Annotated in this window: 19 protein-coding genes; 4 read left to right on the top strand and 15 right to left on the bottom strand. The window is 31.2% G+C overall.

All coding sequences use genetic code 11. The annotated features are described in order from the left end of the window. Nucleotides 1–4: 4 nt before the first annotated feature. Nucleotides 5–1,960: a DNA primase gene (gene dnaG, locus ABGB03_RS11920; RefSeq protein ID WP_347922793.1), complete on the top strand. Its 1,956-nt coding sequence runs from the start codon at nucleotides 5–7 to the stop codon at nucleotides 1,958–1,960. Here the strand turns inward: dnaG and ABGB03_RS11915 are convergent, their stop codons facing one another. Both ABGB03_RS11915 and nadE read right to left on the bottom strand, forming a co-directional pair. Then, entirely contained in the window at nucleotides 1,961–2,590 is a 630-nt protein-coding gene (locus tag ABGB03_RS11915) for a response regulator transcription factor (RefSeq protein ID WP_347922792.1), read from the bottom strand. Between the two features lie 124 nt (nucleotides 2,591–2,714). Continuing rightward, nucleotides 2,715–3,512: an NAD(+) synthase gene (gene nadE, locus ABGB03_RS11910; RefSeq protein ID WP_347922791.1), complete on the bottom strand. Its 798-nt coding sequence runs from the start codon at nucleotides 3,510–3,512 to the stop codon at nucleotides 2,715–2,717. Between the two features lie 106 nt (nucleotides 3,513–3,618). On the opposite strand from nadE, the gene gldB reads away from it, so the two are divergent. Further along, nucleotides 3,619–4,578: a gliding motility lipoprotein GldB gene (gldB, locus tag ABGB03_RS11905; RefSeq protein ID WP_347922790.1), complete on the top strand. Its 960-nt coding sequence runs from the start codon at nucleotides 3,619–3,621 to the stop codon at nucleotides 4,576–4,578. After that, a complete protein-coding gene (gene gldC / locus ABGB03_RS11900) occupies nucleotides 4,578–4,913 on the top strand; it encodes a gliding motility protein GldC (RefSeq protein ID WP_347922789.1) in 336 nt (111 codons plus the stop codon). Before gldB ends, gldC begins: the two co-directional genes overlap by 1 nt. Nucleotides 4,914–4,959: 46 nt before the next feature. Here the strand turns inward: gldC and ABGB03_RS11895 are convergent, their stop codons facing one another. The 9 genes from ABGB03_RS11895 to ABGB03_RS11855 all read right to left on the bottom strand — a co-directional run bounded on the left by ABGB03_RS11895 (nucleotide 4,960) and on the right by ABGB03_RS11855 (nucleotide 11,233). Next, complete coding sequence (locus ABGB03_RS11895; RefSeq protein ID WP_347922788.1) at nucleotides 4,960–5,901, bottom strand: hypothetical protein; 942 nt, start codon at nucleotides 5,899–5,901, stop codon at nucleotides 4,960–4,962. A gap of 282 nt (nucleotides 5,902–6,183) precedes the next feature. Next, complete coding sequence (locus tag ABGB03_RS11890; RefSeq protein WP_347922787.1) at nucleotides 6,184–6,702, bottom strand: DUF4199 domain-containing protein; 519 nt, start codon at nucleotides 6,700–6,702, stop codon at nucleotides 6,184–6,186. Nucleotides 6,703–6,776: 74 nt separating this feature from the next. Next, nucleotides 6,777–7,949 carry an FAD-dependent monooxygenase gene (locus tag ABGB03_RS11885; RefSeq protein WP_347922786.1) on the bottom strand — a complete coding sequence of 391 codons (1,173 nt, stop codon included), beginning with the start codon at nucleotides 7,947–7,949 and terminating at the stop codon, nucleotides 6,777–6,779. Further along, complete coding sequence (locus ABGB03_RS11880; RefSeq protein ID WP_347922785.1) at nucleotides 7,939–8,679, bottom strand: DJ-1/PfpI family protein; 741 nt, start codon at nucleotides 8,677–8,679, stop codon at nucleotides 7,939–7,941. Before ABGB03_RS11880 ends, ABGB03_RS11885 begins: the two co-directional genes overlap by 11 nt. 12 nt (nucleotides 8,680–8,691) lie before the next feature. Further along, the gene (locus ABGB03_RS11875; RefSeq protein ID WP_347922784.1) at nucleotides 8,692–9,486 is read right to left on the bottom strand and encodes a class I SAM-dependent methyltransferase; all 795 of its coding nucleotides are present in this window, start codon (nucleotides 9,484–9,486) and stop codon (nucleotides 8,692–8,694) included. Between the two features lie 2 nt (nucleotides 9,487–9,488). Next, entirely contained in the window at nucleotides 9,489–9,881 is a 393-nt protein-coding gene (locus ABGB03_RS11870) for a hypothetical protein (protein WP_347922783.1), read from the bottom strand. A 13-nt stretch (nucleotides 9,882–9,894) separates the two neighbouring features. Further along, nucleotides 9,895–10,098, bottom strand: coding sequence for a hypothetical protein (locus ABGB03_RS11865; RefSeq protein ID WP_347922782.1), 204 nt, complete (start codon nucleotides 10,096–10,098; stop codon nucleotides 9,895–9,897). Between the two features lies 1 nt (nucleotide 10,099). Next, on the bottom strand, nucleotides 10,100–10,597 hold the full coding sequence (locus tag ABGB03_RS11860; RefSeq protein ID WP_347922781.1) for a hypothetical protein: 498 nt from the start codon (nucleotides 10,595–10,597) through the stop codon (nucleotides 10,100–10,102). Between the two features lie 63 nt (nucleotides 10,598–10,660). After that, a complete protein-coding gene (locus ABGB03_RS11855; RefSeq protein WP_347922780.1) occupies nucleotides 10,661–11,233 on the bottom strand; it encodes a Crp/Fnr family transcriptional regulator in 573 nt (190 codons plus the stop codon). Between the two features lie 219 nt (nucleotides 11,234–11,452). Here ABGB03_RS11855 and ABGB03_RS11850 point away from each other — a divergent pair, with 219 nt between their 5' ends. Continuing rightward, complete coding sequence (locus tag ABGB03_RS11850) at nucleotides 11,453–12,715, top strand: aminotransferase class V-fold PLP-dependent enzyme (protein ID WP_347922779.1); 1,263 nt, start codon at nucleotides 11,453–11,455, stop codon at nucleotides 12,713–12,715. Here the strand turns inward: ABGB03_RS11850 and rodA are convergent, their stop codons facing one another. From rodA to mreC, 4 genes are read right to left on the bottom strand one after another with little or no spacing between them, the layout of a single operon-like run. Beyond that, a complete protein-coding gene (gene rodA / locus ABGB03_RS11845) occupies nucleotides 12,716–13,996 on the bottom strand; it encodes a rod shape-determining protein RodA (protein WP_347922778.1) in 1,281 nt (426 codons plus the stop codon). Beyond that, nucleotides 13,993–15,936 (bottom strand): penicillin-binding protein 2, encoded by a 1,944-nt coding sequence (gene mrdA, locus ABGB03_RS11840; RefSeq protein ID WP_347922777.1) that lies wholly within the window; start codon nucleotides 15,934–15,936, stop codon nucleotides 13,993–13,995. The genes rodA and mrdA overlap by 4 nt, the downstream gene beginning before the upstream one ends. Continuing rightward, nucleotides 15,933–16,439 (bottom strand): rod shape-determining protein MreD, encoded by a 507-nt coding sequence (locus ABGB03_RS11835; protein ID WP_347922776.1) that lies wholly within the window; start codon nucleotides 16,437–16,439, stop codon nucleotides 15,933–15,935. Before ABGB03_RS11835 ends, mrdA begins: the two co-directional genes overlap by 4 nt. Beyond that, entirely contained in the window at nucleotides 16,432–17,253 is an 822-nt protein-coding gene (gene mreC / locus ABGB03_RS11830) for a rod shape-determining protein MreC (protein WP_347922775.1), read from the bottom strand. Before mreC ends, ABGB03_RS11835 begins: the two co-directional genes overlap by 8 nt. Between the last annotated feature and the right edge of the window lie 7 nt (nucleotides 17,254–17,260).

The raw sequence follows: 17,260 nt of genomic DNA, 5'->3' as shown, positions 1-17,260 counted from the left end.
AAATTTGATATCAAAATCCACCATAGATAAAGTATTTGAAACTGCTCGTGTAGAGGAGGTTATTGGTGATTTTGTAAACTTAAAAAAGTCTGGGAGCAACTTTAAAGGCTTAAGTCCGTTTAGTGAAGAACGCTCACCAAGTTTTATGGTGTCTCCTGTAAAGCAAATATGGAAAGATTTTTCAAGTGGAAAAGGAGGGACAGTAGTGTCTTTTTTAATGGAGCATGAACATTTTACGTATCCAGAGGCTATAAAATATTTAGCTAAAAAGTACAATATTGAAATAGAAGAAACTGAGCAAACCAACGAAGAAAAAGAAGAAGCAAGCGAACGTGAAAGTATGTATTTGGTAAGTGAATATGCCAATACCTATTTTCAAAATATGATGCATAAAACAGACATAGGTAAATCTATTGGCTTAAGTTATTTTAAAGAACGTGGTTTTACCGATGAGATTATTAAAAAATTTCAACTTGGCTATGCTTTAGATGAGTGGCAAGCATTTACAGACGAAGCTATAGAACAAGGATATCAACTTGAATATCTAGAAAAAACAGGACTTACTATTGTTAAGGAAGAAAAACAGTTTGATCGATTTAAAGGTCGTGTGATGTTTCCAATACATAGTATGTCTGGTCGTGTGTTGGGTTTTGGTGGTCGTATTTTAGGAACTAATAAAAAAGCAGCCAAATACCTTAACTCACCAGAAAGTGATATCTACCACAAAAGCAAAGTCTTGTATGGTATTTATTATGCTAAACAAAGTATTGCAAAAGAAGATAATTGTTATTTGGTAGAAGGTTATACAGATGTGATTCAGTTTTACCAAAAAGGAATTACTAATGTGGTGTCTTCATCTGGAACAGCTTTGACTTCGGAACAAATACGATTGATTAATCGTCTTACAAAAAATATTACAGTGCTTTTTGATGGTGATGCAGCTGGGATAAGAGCATCGTTAAGAGGAATAGACTTGATTCTAGAACAAGGCATGAATGTAAAGGTTTGTACCTTTCCAGATGGTGAAGATCCAGATAGTTTTGCAAAGCAGAATACCCATGAAGAACTAGCTGAATACTTAAAAACAAACGCTAAAGATTTTATAGCCTACAAAGCATCTTTGTTAATGGAAGATGCGAAGAACGACCCTGTTAAAAAAGCAGCTTTAATTAGAGATATGGTAGCAAGTATTTCTAAAATTCCAGATCGTATTCAAAAGGAAATTTACGTTCAAGAGTGTGCTAGAATTATGGATATTAGTGAAGACGTACTATTTAGCACATTGGCGCAAATTGGTAAAAAAGAACTCCAAGAGGCAAACAAATCATACAAAAAAGAGCAAAAAGCGTTTGAGGTTGTGAAATCAACAACAACCAGAAAAAAAGTAGATATTCAATACGAATTAGAAAGTAAAATTATTGAAGCCTTATTACTTTACGGAAATAAAACAGAAGAATTTGAAGATTTAGTACTAAAAGAAAACGACGAAGGAGGTTTAGGTCTTGAACCTGTGATACATGAGGCAAAAGTGTTCGAAAAAATCTATTTAGATTTACAAGAAGATGAAATGGAGTTTACTAACGATAATTTTAGAGAATTGTATTATGTATTAATAGATACCTTAAATCAAAACCCTGAATTTGCTTTAGAGAGTTTTGTGAATACAGTAGAACCGCATATAGCTAACGAAATCACACATATTCTAATGAATGATGAACGCTATAATTTACATGATTGGGAGCGTAAAAACATTTATCCAAAAGCTAAAACACATAGTATCGGACAATTAGTAAGCGAAACCATTTTAAGCTTACGTTGTTATTTAATAGATCAAAAAGTAAGCGATTTTAAACAAGAAACCATAGAAAATCCATCAAATTCTAAATCTATTTTAGAAGATGTTATGAATTACTCTAACCTAAAAATGTTACTCTCCCGGAAACTGAATCGTGTGTTATAATTAACCCAATTCCAAATGTCGTGCTTGATTAACTAAGTCAACTAAATTTGTAACATTTAGTTTTCTCATTAATCGCGCTTTGTAAGTGCTTACGGTTTTCTCATTAATATCTAACTCTTTAGCAATTTCTTTATTTCGTCTTCCAGATGAGAGAAGTTTTAAAACTTCAACTTCACGCGTAGATAATTTTTTATAAAGTTTACTTGGTTTATTACCACGTTCGTCAAAAGCCAAACGTTGTGCTAAATTATTGCTAATGTAAATACCACCATTATATACTTTTAAAATAGCATCTTTAATGGTTTGCGTACTTACTGTTTTGGTTAAATATCCGGACGCACCAGCTTTTATGGTACTAACAGCATAAATTTCTTCAGGATGTATGCTAAACATAATAACTTTTACGTCGCTGTATTCTTTTTTGAGAGTTCTTAGAGCTGTAATTCCGTTTAATTCTGGTAAATCTATTTCAGAAAGGACAACATCTACGCTGTGTTTTCCTACAAAATCAAACAATTCTTTTCCAGTAGTTACACTGCCAACCACCTGAATGTCAGGAGAGTTATCGAAAAGCATTTTTAGTCCAGTTCTAATGATAGGATGATGATCTGCAACCAATACCTTAATCATGATTAGTGTTTTTAAATTAGTAATTAGGGAAACATAACTTAACTAAGATTAAGTTTATATTTAAAATGGAGATTATTAAAGTTACAAAAAAAAAGCGTAAATTTTTATTTTTCGAGATAAAATTTTATCTCGAAGCCTTTAATTCCTGAGGTATTTTGCAAATTGGAATTGGAATCATTTTGTGCTTATTGGCTGAATTATAGCGTTTAAAGATGCTGAATACTTCTTTTTTTCTACCTGAAAAATTTTCAATATTTTTTCCTTGATTATCCATTTTCATAGCCCATTCTAATTCATCATAATTAGCACCAATTTGGTCTTCATCACTTCTTGCATCTCCAAATAAGCCATCGCTTGGAGCAGCTTTCATAATAGATTTTGGGACTTTTAAATACTCGCCAATTTTGTAGACTTCAGATTTTACTAAATCTGCTATTGGGCTCAAATCAACACCTCCATCACCATACTTTGTATAGAAACCAACACCAAAATCCTCAACTTTATTTCCAGTTCCTGCAACCAACAAGCCTAATAAACCTGCATGATAATATAGTGTTGTCATTCGTAAACGAGCTCTAGTATTTGCCAATGCCATATCAACTGTTGCCTGTTTCCCATCTAATGAGACTTCGGTTTTAAACTCTTCGAAAACTGGTGTTAAATCAACTTTAATATCCGAGACATTTGGATATCGCTCTTTTAATTGAGCTATATGTTCTTGACCTCTACTAACATGACTTTCAGCTTGATGTATAGGCATTTCGACACATAAAACCTTCAGTCCAGTTTCTGCACATAATGTAGATGTAACTGCCGAGTCAATGCCTCCAGAAATACCAATAACAAATCCATTTACTTTTGCCTTTTCTGCATAATCTTTAAGCCACTGTACGATATGTTGGGTTACTTTTTCGGTATTCATTTGGTAAGGTTTTTTGTGTAAAGAATAGTACCTTTGCTCAACAAAAATAAACCAATAGAATAATTAATAAAAATTAATGTCGTTTAAGTTTGATATCCTTAGTCTTATGAAAAGATTTCATATAATTTTACTTGTTACAATTGTTTTAATGTCATGTGATAGCACGTCTAAAGTAGAAAAAGAGATAGCTGCTATAGATATAGACATGACTGTTGAAAGATTTGATAGGTTATTTGCTAATGCTGATGAAGCATCTTTACCAAACTTGAAGCAAGCATATCCGTTTATGTTTTCTAAACGTTATAACGATTCGATTTGGATAAATAGAATTCAAGATACTTTGCAACAACAATTAAACTTTGAGGTAGATAAAACACATGGTGATTTTAAAAATACAGAGGATGATATTTATAGTTTCTTTCAGCATCTAAAATATTACTTCAAAGAGTTTAAAACACCAAGAGTGATAACTGTTACTAACGATGTAGATTATAGAAACAAAGTGATTGTAACAGATACTATTACTCTTATTGCTTTAGATACTTATTTGGGAGCAAGTCATGATTTTTATTATGATATATATGATTACATTAAATTAAACATGGATAAAGACCAAATAGTTCCAGATTTGGCTTTTAGTTATGCTGAAAAATATATCTATCAGCCTAAACGAAAAACATTACTAGATGAAATGATATATTTTGGTAAGACACTTTATTTTAAAGATGTAATGCTTCCAGATACACCAGACGAAATAAAAGTAGGTTATACCAAAGAGCAATTAGATTGGGCAACTGTTAACGAAGAAAATATTTGGCAGCATTTTGTAGAAAATGAAATGTTATTTAGTACTGATAATAAATTGCCAGCAAGATTTATAAATCCAGCACCTTTTTCGAAGTTTAATTTAGAATTAGATGGTGAATCCCCTGGTCGTTTAGGACAGTATATTGGCTGGCAAATAGTAAGAGCGTATGCAAAAAATAATGATGCAACACTTCAAGAGATTTTAAGCATGAGTGCAGAAGATATTTTTAATAAAGCAAACTTTAAACCACGTAAATAATGGCGCAAACACATACATCTAAAATTGAATTGAATGTAGAATTAGATGAAAACAGAATCCCAGAAAAGTTAAAATGGTCAGCTCAAGATGGGGGTATTGCCAATGAAGAAGCTAAAGCTATAATGCTTTCAGTTTGGGATAGTAAAAAACAAGAATCTTTACGTATAGATCTTTGGACTAAAGACATGCCAGTAGATGAAATGAAATTGTTCTTTCACCAAACCTTAGTTAGTATGAGTGATACTTTTAATCGTGCCACACAAGACGAAAAAATGACTGCAACCATGAAAGATTTTTGTGATTATTTTGCTGAAAAATTGGAGCTTAAAAAGTAATTTACAAATATACTTTGTAGAAAGCCACAAAACTTAATATAACAAACTAATTTTCCTGATATGCCTTCCATTTTTCCGCAAAGGTTTCGTCAATAAGCCATGAAGCTTCTATTGTAGCGTTTGGATAATTATCAAAAGCATGAATTTCTTTAGTTGTATTATTGCCTAACCAACCAGAATTCTCTTGAATATTGTTAAGAGTATTAGTTTCTGGTGTAAGTCTTTTATCTAAAGCAGCTGAGAAAAAAGCTCTAGTTAGTCTCCAAGAAGTAAATAAACCTCCAAAGTGATCCATATCAGGTTCTATAGCTAAACCATATAAGTTGCCTTCAGCTCGTTTTGAAAGCACCACATCTGTCATTCGTTGATTTCTTGAAGATTCATCATTCTCTCCCAATAACATCAAACCAGGTACATTATTATTTGTATTAGATGTTGGGTTAATACCACCGCCTCGTATGTTTACAAAAGCAATAACACGTTCAGGTTTTAAATGTGAAAAATTATAACTAAAAACACCTCCAGCAGAATAGCCTTTTAATAGTAAGGGTAGTTTGCCTATATCTGGGATGTTGTTCTTATAAGTTATGGTGTCAAGAGCTTTAATTAAAGCTTCTCCACTGCCCATACTTACATCAGGATAATTGCCGCCTCTAAGTGTAACTCCTAATAGCCCTAGTTTTTCATCTTTCGCATAAGTTTGCCATTCTTCTAAAGTCATATCTCCAAAAGTACTTCCGTTATGGAAGCTTAATAAAACTAAAATAGCTCTTATGTTTTCTTCATCTTCAGGTAACCATAATCTGAATTTAGCTTCTTCAAAATCAAAAGAAGTTTTTGAAAATACGTTAAATGTCCAATTATCAATAAATTCTCCTACAGGCTTAGATTCATTCGTTACCTTAGTAGGTGTTTTATCTATAGCATCAAAACTACATGCAGTTATCGATAGAACAACAATACATATTATTGGAAAAAATTTCTTCATACTGGAATTAAAAATCTCTAAAAATATAGATAATAGAGTAAAAATTAAAGATACGATTTATTGTATAACGAGTTTAGGGTATCATTGGTTTAGAAGTATTTACTAATTTTGTATTTTGACAGCAATAGCCTTATCTAATGAATACAATTTAACCATCTGTTTTTTCATATACGATTCAGGAGCATTTTTAAGAATAAAACTTCTAATTATCTCCATAAATCTGTTTGTTATTGCGATTTTTGACGTAAATCTTGATTGTTTAGTAATTTTATTTAATGTTAACTACCTTTTTCTGTTTTTCAGTTTTACAATTATCCATCCCATAGATGAATAAATTATTCCAAAAAAGGTAGATACTACTATGTAAATTACACCTCTAACAATTGGATTTGATGAGCTTTTCTTGAGGTCAATTTCTTTAATTTGGTCTGAGGTTAATTCATTGTTTTGTCCCATCATTCTTTGTCTTGAAATCTCTATTAGCTTTTCAGGTAATTCAGGGTCAACAAAATAGTTTAAGACAATAAGGTATAACAGATAAATTGAACTGCTTACAAAACCAATTGTGATACCCAATTTAATCGCATGTTTCAACGAAAATTCATTGTTAGACTTTTTAGCGTTAGTTACTGAAAATAAACTGGCTATCAAGAATATTACCCAATATAGATAACTTAATCTTTGATCTTCATTAAAAATCATTCCCGTTGTATATCTAGTTATGCCAATAGTAACTACAATTATGCCTAGTATGATTCCATATCTTATCCCTAATTTGTACTCTCGTTTTTCTAAAATCATTTTATGTTATTTTTAAATAATGTGGTTTGTCGGTAGAGCCAATAATATTTACTTTTAAAATCACTTTATTCGGCTTAGACATTGTTGGTAATAGTTTTATCCAAGGTATATAATTCCACCATCTGTTTTTTTATATAAAATTCGGGGGTGTTTTTAAGGATAAAATTTCTAATTATTTCCAAAAACCTGTTTGTTATTGCGATTTTTGAAGTAAGTCTTGATTGTTTAACTAATTTTTCGACTTTCGGTTTTCTATACTTATAAAATGTATCGTATGCTGTTTCTAAATTTCTTGAATTATAGATAAAATTGGATAAATAATAAGCATCTTCTATAGCTTGAGCACCACCTTGCCCTAAATCTGGAGTCATACTATGTGCAGCGTCTCCGATTAAACAGATATTTTCCGAATTCCATTTGTTTAGTATTTCTAAATCGGAAAGGTCGCCTCTAAATATGTTATTGTTTGCTGTATGTGCAATCAAATCATTTACAAGAGGATGAAACTCTGCAAACATATTAGTTAAAGTGTTCTTTAAGTTTTCTTTGTCGTCGGTCAAGTTAGGTTCGCTCAATTTTACAGCAAACCAATATACTTTTCCTTCAGAAATTTTTGAGACACCAAACTGTAATTTTTTACCCCATAATGTAAAACCAACAGATTTTAATTCACTTTTTATATTATAATCCGAAACTCCCCTCCAGCAGGTTTGCCCCGAATACCTTAATTTGCTATTAGGAAATAATTGTTTTCTTACTTTAGAATTAATTCCGTCTACACCAATTATAGAACCTGTATCTATAAAAGAGCTATCTGTGAATTTTACCCTTAGTGATTTATCGCTATTTTGAGAATATCCGGCAAAATTTTTATTTAGCTCAATAGTATCTTGTTGTACATATTTATACAAAATTTGCTGTAGTTTTCCTCTATGGATTGCCATAGTGGTGTAACCAAATTTTTCTCGAACAAAATTTTGATTAGAGTCTGATATTGGGTTTAATTTATGGTCAGCCACTAAAATTCTATTAAAAGAATTTCCAGCATCTTGAATTTCTTTTAATAAAATAGGATTAATCCATTCCAATACTTGCAATGCATTTGGGGATAGCCATATTCCTGCCCCAACAGCTTCTAATTGTGCTGCTCTTTCATATAGTTTATATGAAATGTTTAATTTATCAAAAGATAAAGCAGTTACTAACCCTCCAATTCCTCCTCCAATTATTGAGATATTATTTTTCATGGGTATCTATTAATCTATCAAACAATATTGCCGACTCAACAAAAGCTCTGTGTTCTTTGCTGGTTAACTTTTCTAACAAATCAAATGATGCTATGTAACTTACCAAACTCCCATTTGAAGAAATAAACTTTCCGTCTTGAACAACCGAAACTTTACTATCGTCTGCAACTATAAGATTGGGATAATCTATTTTCAAAGACTCTCCTCCGGTAACATAAGTAACGATTTCTTTATGGTCTGCAATTCCAGCTTCTCCAATTAAAAAAGCTCCTGCACAATGGCTGGCAATATATTCAGTTGTTTTGTTTTGTTCTCGAACAAATTCTACCAGTTTTTTATCTGAAGTTAGGTCGGCAGGATTGTACGAACTTGGTACAACTAAAACTTTTAGCTCAGGAATGTTTTCAATCACATAATCAGGTGATATTTTTAATCCGTGAGCACTCGTGTAGGTTCTATTTTCTGTTGCAATGGTGATTACGTTAAAAAGATGTTCATTGTCCATATTTGGATTGGAAAAGACATCTAACGGAGCTACAACTTCATTGATTATTACGCTTTCAAATATTAATATTCCAATTGTAGGTAAGTTTTTGTTGATAGATTTCCCTGTCATTTTTTCTTGCATTGAAGTTTTGGTAGTTGGTGTTTTATGTGCTTTGTTTTTGGGTTGTTTTGAGCAACTTACGATTACAAAAGTGATTAAGAAAAGTGCGATTATTTTTTTCATTTTATATTGGTTTTATGCATATCCGTTTATTGTTGGATATCCTATCAAATAAACCTTTTCGGTCTTTTTATTAATAATTCCTTTTTCCCAAGTATAGTTTTCATCATTGTCTAATCCTTTTAGAAGCAAATTCAAATCATCTAAACGATAAATACGACCGCTGGTAATGACAGCATCCCAAGCAAAGCATATTGGTATTATAGGGATTAGGTAAGTAAAAATAATTTGTTTAAGCGTTAAAGGTTTTACTAAAGGTGTAATAAAAAGGCATAGAATTGTACTTAAAGGAATGAATAGCCACCACAAAACGACAGGAAACTTTTTGTTAATTTCCATAATGCATATTGGTTGTTTTTTTTGTTTAGCTTCTTTTAGAATTGATTTAGCCATTGCTGGTTTCATATGATGAAAACTGCCAACCATTGTTAATAATCCAACAACATCATTTTCAAGTTTTGTAGCATCTAAAGGTGTTGTTCTGTAATTAATACCATTTTGTTTACTATTGATGGTTTTAGCAGCTTCTAGGTTGGGATACAGATCAGATAAGGTTAACTCTATGTTTTTTATATTGTGCTTATCTCGTAGTAATTGGTGTACATCTAGCATTGGCCCTCCACTTCCAGAGCATAAGTCGATAATTGTTGAAGTCTTGGTTTTCTCAATAAGGTTTGAAAGTAGTTGCGCCATATCTTCACTGGTTTTAAACTTTTTATGCATTACCATTATAAGTCGGGTAAGGCAAATTCTAATCCAATTAGGGAACCATTGTAAGTCTTCAAATTCAAATAAGTGTATTCTTTTCATATTTAGTATCCAATTATTGTTAATATTCCGATTAATAAAAGAACTACCCATCCAGGATGTTTGCCTTTAGTACCTACTAAAACCAATGCAGATGAAAAAATCATTGTAAAAACAATTGATTGTATTATGAAATCAACGAGTTCTTTGTTTTGTAGACTTTCTAGCACAGCTATTTTTATCAATATTGCACCAATACACCATCCAAAAAAGGATGCCAAATGCCAAGTAGCCCACAGTATTCTTAAATGTCTTTCTTTTAGTTCAATGCTTTCTTTTGAAGGAACTAAAGTTCCTTTTTTTCTTTTTTTCTTAAAAATTAAATACTCTCCAAGAAATGAATGCACAAGTCCTAAAACAAAACACAAAATGGCAGCTATTAATAGGTATAAGTTCAATTGTAAAGTTTTATTAATTAGTATGATTTATCTTGCTATACATATAGGTTATCACTGTTGGTAAAATCAATCCTTTTAAAGGTTTTAATCCTGAATGAGAAGATTGAATTATTTCGCTTGTTGATTCTGATGCTAAATAAAATTGAGATACAATCAAGCTTATAATTCCCAGCCACATACCAATTATTCCTAATTTCTTTTTTGATTTTAGGTTCATATTAGCTGTATTGATTATTTTTTGTCATTTTTCCTAGATTAATTTGTACAGCACTTGTAAACTTTATCTCTCTAACATAATCCATGTTTTTCCATAAATAGGTATTGCCTTTTAATCCTTTTGTTAATTTCATTCTTCTATTTAACCTGTTTAATTCTTGTGGTGTAGCTTTTCTTTTCTCACCTAATTCCCCATATAGTTTAATGGCGGGTGGTGCAGAAAAATGTCCCTTAAAGAGAGATTTGATCCAATAGAGACGATTGCTATTAACTCCCAATACACAGATATTCTTGTTGGTTTTAGCATGAACAGGAAGCTTTGATGTAAATTTTTCAAAATAGAAACCTGTTTGTACATCATTTAAAAATAAAGAGCCAATAGGTGTTACTGTAGGATTGTTTTTAGTGTCTACAGAAGCTACGGATACATAAAAATTTGATTTGAAACTTTTGTTGAAATGGGTTCTTATTTTTCCCCAATCTGTAATTAAATTCATCATTATTGTATATATACAAAGATAAATTTAAGACTATGAATTACATTTGATATAAATCAAATTCGACTATTTAAGCTTCCGTATTCTACTCAATGTTTCAAGAGTCATACCAATATAAGATGCTATATGTGTTAAAGGCACTCTTTGAGTAATATTTGGATAAGCTTCCAATATGTTTTGGTACCTCTGTTCAGCCGATTGAAATTGCATAGATACAATTCGGGCTTGCAATTTTAACATTGTTTTGGTAGCAACTCTGTTCGTTAATCTTTCAAAATTATGATACTTATCTGATAGTTTTATTATATCATCTCTAGAAATCTCTAATAATATAGTTTCTTCAAGTACTTCTATAAAATGTGGACTTGGAATATTTTGAAAAAAGCTATTTATAGCACAGATAAAATCATTCTCAAAAGCAAACCAATCAGTTATATCTTTTCCATCATTTAAGTAATAAGCTCTAGTCGATCCACTAACAATAAAATAAGCTTTATCTGAATATTGTCCTTCTGTAACTAATATTTCTCCTTTTTTTAGAGTCAATATTCTAGAATTAGTAGCAAATTCTGATTTGCAATCATCATTCAAAGGAGCATATTTCTCATTGATAATATTTATAATTTCTTTCTTATTCATTAATGTAATATTTGAACTTAAGAATTCTGATAAATTAATTATTAAAAAAATATTATTAGACATCTTGTCTTGAAAATATGACTGAAGCTTAAAATTTATTAGTTATTCCTAAAATTCGATTATCTATTTTTCTTCTTGTGTGTAATTTGATTTTACAAAACTAATATACATATTTATCAAAGCAATATTTTAAGTATCTTTAAACAAACACCAACCACAATGAAAAAAAGAGACTTTATTAAAACGTTATCGTTGGCTGCATTAGCAACGCCTTTATATGGAAGTGTATTGCATTCTTCTTTGGATGAAGTAGTGTCAACAACAGCAACTGATCTTGCTTCAAACGAAGACTTTTGGCTAAAAGTGAGAAGCGATTATAAACTAAAACCAGACTATATAAACCTTGAGAGTGGTTATTATAATATCATACCAACACCAACACTAGAGGCGCTTCATAAGCATATAAACATGGTCAATTATGAAGGGTCTTATTATATGCGTACCAAAAGGGTTAATGATAAAAAACGAATGGCAGCAAAACTAGCTACTATCATTAAAAGCCCTACCAAAAATGTGGTTATCACTAGAAATACGACAGAGTCTTTAGATTTGGTGATTAAAGGAATGGATTGGAAGTTTGGAGATGAAGCTATTTTTGCAATTCAAGATTATGGTGCTATGAGAATGATGTTTGAGCAAGTAGCAAATCGTTTTGGAGTTGTTAATAAAATTGTTTCTGTTCCCAACCATCCAAAAACAGACGAAGAAATTGTTGAGCTTTATGCTAATGCAATTACTCCGAAAACCAAATTATTGATGGTATGTCATATGATTAATATTTCTGGACACATTTTACCTATTAAAAAGATTTGCCAAATGGCACACAGCAAAGGTGTGAAAGTAATGGTTGATGGTGCACATTGTGTGGGTCATTTCGAGTTTGATATTAAAGAATTGGAATGTGATTATTATGGCTCTAGTTTGCATAAATGGCTGGCTGTTCCGTTAGGAACAGGATTATTATATGTTGCTGATGAACACATAGATACTACGTGGCCTATTTTTGCCTCCCATACAAAAGAATTGGGAAATATTGCAAAGTTAAACCATACAGGAACAAATCCTGTGTATCATGATTTATCAATAGAAGATGCTATTGACTATTACAATATGTTAGGTGGTGCTAGAAAGGAAGCTAGATTAAGATATCTTCAAGAATATTGGACAAAACAAGTGAGAGATTTGCCAAAGATTATTCTTAATACTCCAAAAGAATCTCATAGAGCCTGTGGAATTGCCAATGTGGGAATTGAAGGCGTCATTCCAACGGATTTAGCTAAAAGATTAATGGATGAATATAAAATTTTTACCGTAGGAATAAATGGAAAGGTAGTTCGAGGCTGTAGAATAACTCCTAATGTGTTTACAACAATTGAAGAATTAGATATTTTTGTAGCAGCATTAAAAGAAATGGCAACTTAGTTACCATTCATTAATTCGGTTAGAATCCAATTTCACAAAAACAAATAGTAGAATTGTAAAACCCCAAAGACCTGAACCTCCATAACTAAAAAAGGGTAGTGGAATTCCAACGGTTGGAATTAATCCCATAACCATACCTATATTAATCATAAAATGTAGGAACAATATGGAAGCAACACTATAGCCATAAATACGGCTAAACTGTGACTTTTGTAATTCAGCTAGGTATAAAATCCTAATTAGTAACAGCACAAATAATATTACAACTAAACTGCTTCCAAGAAATCCCCATTCTTCGCCAACAGTACTAAAAATATAATCTGTGTCTTGTTCAGGAACAAATTTACCTATTGTGCGAGTGCCTTCCATAAAACCTTTTCCTGTTACTCCTCCAGAACTTATGGCCTTCTCAGATTCATTTAAATTGTATAGAATAGTACGTTTCATTTGCTCCAATTTTTCTGGATCTTTTTCTAGGCGTAGCCAAAGACTAATTCTATCTTGTTGATGAGGCTGTAAAATATTGTTATAGAAAAAATGAACACCAAAACTAAAAGCAATACAAATAAGTGAGATAAATATTGGGTTTAGAATAGTTCCCTTTTTATTTTTCAAAATAAAGTGATGAACAAAAATTAAAGCGCTTACAATTATGGCAGTTGGTAGAACTGAAAATTTAAGCGATAAAACCGAAAGAACAACTATACTTAATACTAATAATAAATATATTTGAGGAATACCTTCCCTATAAAACACAAAAAAGAAAGCTGTATAAACAATAGTGCTTCCTGCATCATTTTGAAGTAGAATTAAAAACGCTGGTACAAAAATAATCAATGCAGTTTTTAGCTGATCTTTTATGCTTTTAATATTGGTTTGAAGATCACTTATATATTTAGCGACGGCTAACGAAGTAGCGAATTTAGCAAACTCACTTGGTTGCAAGGTAAATCCACCAATACCATACCAAGATATAGCGCCATTTACTGTTTTCCCAAAAAGAAATAGACCTATTAAGGACAGCATAGACACGAGATATATAATACTTGAGAAGCGTTCATAAAATTTAGCTTCAATACTTAAAACTAGAATGATTAATACAAATGTGAATAAAATAAAAATCAACTGTTTTCCATAACGTTGATTTATGTCTAAGTAAGAAGTTATCTCTCCCGAAGAAGACGCTGAGACAATATTAAGCCAGCCAAAACCAACCAATAATAAGAAAATCACTATGGTTATCCAATCGAATTTTAAATTTCGAGTTCTGTTTAAACTCATTCTATGTCTGTTTGGATTTGCTCGTTTTCGATTTTCTTTAAACGGTTATATTGCTCAACGGTCATTAACCCAGAATTGGCATTTATCCTAAATGGTTTTCCAGAGGTAGGTTTTTCATATTCATGTTCTAAAGTATAATCCATAACCCATTTCTCGAGATCAGTTCGTGTAATATCACCTTTAATATATTTTTCAATCATTAAACTAGCAATTCTTCCAGCAAAACGAGCGCCAAAGTATCCGTTTTCAACTAAAACCGCAATGGCAATTTTTGGGTTTTCTTTTGGTGCAAACGCTACAAATATAGAATGGTCTGTCAATTGTGTTTTAACGCTATCTATAATAGTAAAATTTTCGGCTGTACCAGTTTTACCACAAATTTCAATACCAGGAACTTGTAAAAAATTAGCGGTTCCTCCAGATTTATTATAAACATCAAACAACCCTTGAATTACTGGTTCGAAATGTCGTTTATCAATTGATGTTTGACGTTTTGTAGTATAAGCAGTATCAATAGTTTGTCCTTCAATAGATTTTATAATATGTGGCGTATAATAGTAACCTCTATTGGCAATAGCTGCCATCATGTTGGCCAATTGTATTGGTGTTACAAGCACCTCTCCTTGTCCAATGGAATTAGAAATATTAGTAGTTGCTCGCCAACGAAAATCAGGATATTTTTTATCATAATAAGCACCATCTGGAATATTTCCTGGCTTTCCAATAGTAAGATCATATCCTAAAAAATTTCCTAACCCAAAGCTTTTAATGTGACTACTCCAAACATCCATAGCATGAGATGCATCATCATATTTATCGATAGTTTTTCTATATAATGTTGCAAAATATGAATTACAAGACTCCGAAATACCATTAAATAGATTTCTAGTGCCTGTTCCACAATGACAACCCATTGGTCGTCTGCCACCATAATTATAGGCACCTGTACATCTAACTTTAAAATTTTCGTCAACAACACCTTCTTGCAAAGCAGCTAGAGCAACTAATGCTTTAAATGGAGAACCTGGTTCGTGCATTCGTAGCAAGCCTTTGTCAATTAAAGGCAAATGAATGGAGTCGTTATGAAGCTTCGTATAATTTTTAGAACGCTCTCTGCCAACCAATAAGTTTGGATTGTATGAAGGCGCAGATACTAAGCTTAAAATCTCTCCGCTACTTGGTTCAATAGCAACAATTCCACCAACTTTGTTTTGCATGAGTAGTTCGCCATAAGCTTGTAGTTGAGCATCAATTGATACTGTTATATCTTTTCCAGGTGTTGGTATTGTATCTTGTTTTCCATTATCAAAAGGACCTATATCTCTATTAAATCTGTTTTTTTGAATGAACTTAACACCTTTTACTCCTCTTAATTCATTTTCATAAGATTTTTCTATGCCTTGTTTTCCAATTAGGTCACCCATTTGGTAAAAGCCATCTGCATCAATTTCGCCTTGATGTGCTTCAGCAATAAATCCTAATACATTTGCTCCAATAGTAGTTTGATAATCTCTTAATGAACGTTTTTGAATGTAGAATCCTTTGTATTTCCACATTTTTTCTTGGAGAACTGCATAATCTTTTTTAGATAATTGAGGTACAAAAGGAGATGGTAGTCTTGGGGAGTAATTTAGTGCTCTGTCATATTTTTTAATAAAATCTTCTTTACTTATTTTTAGTAAGGAACAAAATTCTAAAGTATCTAAAGATTCAACTTCTCTAGGAATAACCATAACGTCATACGAAGGTTGGTTGGCAACCAAGAGTTCCCCTTTTCGGTCATAAACATATCCTCTTTTTGGGTAGTAAAACACTTTTCTAATAGCATTATCTTCATAAATGTTGTACGCTTTACCTGTATACACTTGAAGATAAAAGAGTCGCGCAATAAAAGTGATTCCCACTAAAACAATTATAGAAAAGAGTAATAGCTTTCTCATTTAGTTTTTCTACTGAATAAAATGGTTATTAATAAGCAAAGTATTAAAGTAAAGATACTAGAGAATAACGTTTTTTTTAAGATTAAAATTATTTTTGAAGCATTAAAAATTTCTAAACCGAATAAAAATAGATGATGTATAAGAATAATGATTAAAAAATACGTTAATCGTTGTACAAGATCTGTATTGCTAAACTTTATGGTTTGATGTTCATAAACAGCACCAAAAGAAAACTTTAAAACTACTGGACGTATATAGGCTATTGTAACACTAGCTGCTGCATGAATACCTCCTGAGTCTGTAAATAAATCAACAGTTAAACCAATTAAAAATGCTAAAAAAATAAACAGCATTCTGTTATTTTTAATAGGGAATAAGATGATGAATAGAATATATAAATACGGATTTATATATTCTAAAAAATTAATATGGTTAAGTACTAATACTTGTACCAAAACTAAAGCTATAAAGCGCGCAATATTTTTGGTTATGGTATTATTCATCTAGGTTGTTTAAATTCGATATTTCGGCAGCATCTAAATTTTCAATAATATACACATGTCCAATATTGGTCATGTCATTAAATAAGGTGACGTCGATTTCAAAATAATTTTCGGTTTCATCAGTTTTAAAAGAAGCAACAGTACCTATTGGAATTCCTTTTGGAAAAATAGTTGAAAGTCCTCCAGTAATAATGGTGTCTCCAACAATAACAGGTGCTTGTTTTGGCAAATCGGTAAGCTGTACAATATAGGGCGATTTACCATTCCAACTTAATATGCCAAAATGATTTGTCTTTTTTAATTGCGCATTAATACCAATATTAGAATTTAGTATAGATCTAACTCTACTATAATTTGGAGAAGTTTTGTCTATTATACCAACAATACCTTTTGATGTAATGACCCCAAATTCATCTTTAATGCTATCTTTTTCTCCTTTATTGATAGTTAAATAATTATTCGTTAGCGAATAACTGTTTTTGTAAACTTGAGCAACTGTAGATTTATAAATAACTTTTAAAGTTGAAGAATCTGCATATGTATCTTTAAATTCTCCAGTTTTAGAGTTAAATAATATAGATTTAAGTCTATTATTTTCTTCAAGGAGTATTTGATTTTCTTTTTTTAAACCGAAGTAACCTCCAATGTTATTTGCCGACTCATAAATTCCTCCAGTTAAAAAATTGGCCGAATTTATAAACTTACTTTTATGATACGAATGTGATTGAAAAGTAGAAAGTAGCGATATACTAAACAGCAACAAAAACAAAAGAAAGGTTTTGTTTCTTATTATAAAATTTATAATTTGTTGCATGAGTTAT

Source organism: Pontimicrobium sp. SW4, from assembly GCF_039954625.1.
Lineage (GTDB): Bacteria > Bacteroidota > Bacteroidia > Flavobacteriales > Flavobacteriaceae > Pontimicrobium.
This window is presented reverse-complemented; position numbering and strand designations above follow the sequence as displayed.

Bases quoted from the DNA above. Each gene is read 5' to 3' on its own strand.
- ABGB03_RS11915 (WP_347922792.1), bottom strand. From the start codon at position 2,590: ATGATTAAGGTATTGGTTGCAGATCATCATCCTATCATTAGAACTGGA.
- nadE (WP_347922791.1), bottom strand. From the start codon at position 3,512: ATGAATACCGAAAAAGTAACCCAACATATCGTACAGTGGCTTAAAGAT.
- gldB (WP_347922790.1), top strand. From the start codon at position 3,619: ATGAAAAGATTTCATATAATTTTACTTGTTACAATTGTTTTAATGTCA.
- gldC (WP_347922789.1), top strand. From the start codon at position 4,578: ATGGCGCAAACACATACATCTAAAATTGAATTGAATGTAGAATTAGAT.
- ABGB03_RS11895 (WP_347922788.1), bottom strand. From the start codon at position 5,901: ATGAAGAAATTTTTTCCAATAATATGTATTGTTGTTCTATCGATAACT.
- ABGB03_RS11890 (WP_347922787.1), bottom strand. From the start codon at position 6,702: ATGATTTTAGAAAAACGAGAGTACAAATTAGGGATAAGATATGGAATC.
- ABGB03_RS11885 (WP_347922786.1), bottom strand. From the start codon at position 7,949: ATGAAAAATAATATCTCAATAATTGGAGGAGGAATTGGAGGGTTAGTA.
- ABGB03_RS11880 (WP_347922785.1), bottom strand. From the start codon at position 8,679: ATGAAAAAAATAATCGCACTTTTCTTAATCACTTTTGTAATCGTAAGT.
- ABGB03_RS11875 (WP_347922784.1), bottom strand. From the start codon at position 9,486: ATGAAAAGAATACACTTATTTGAATTTGAAGACTTACAATGGTTCCCT.
- ABGB03_RS11865 (WP_347922782.1), bottom strand. From the start codon at position 10,098: ATGAACCTAAAATCAAAAAAGAAATTAGGAATAATTGGTATGTGGCTG.
- ABGB03_RS11860 (WP_347922781.1), bottom strand. From the start codon at position 10,597: ATGATGAATTTAATTACAGATTGGGGAAAAATAAGAACCCATTTCAAC.
- ABGB03_RS11855 (WP_347922780.1), bottom strand. From the start codon at position 11,233: ATGAATAAGAAAGAAATTATAAATATTATCAATGAGAAATATGCTCCT.
- ABGB03_RS11850 (WP_347922779.1), top strand. From the start codon at position 11,453: ATGAAAAAAAGAGACTTTATTAAAACGTTATCGTTGGCTGCATTAGCA.
- rodA (WP_347922778.1), bottom strand. From the start codon at position 13,996: ATGAGTTTAAACAGAACTCGAAATTTAAAATTCGATTGGATAACCATA.
- mrdA (WP_347922777.1), bottom strand. From the start codon at position 15,936: ATGAGAAAGCTATTACTCTTTTCTATAATTGTTTTAGTGGGAATCACT.
- ABGB03_RS11835 (WP_347922776.1), bottom strand. From the start codon at position 16,439: ATGAATAATACCATAACCAAAAATATTGCGCGCTTTATAGCTTTAGTT.
- mreC (WP_347922775.1), bottom strand. From the start codon at position 17,253: ATGCAACAAATTATAAATTTTATAATAAGAAACAAAACCTTTCTTTTG.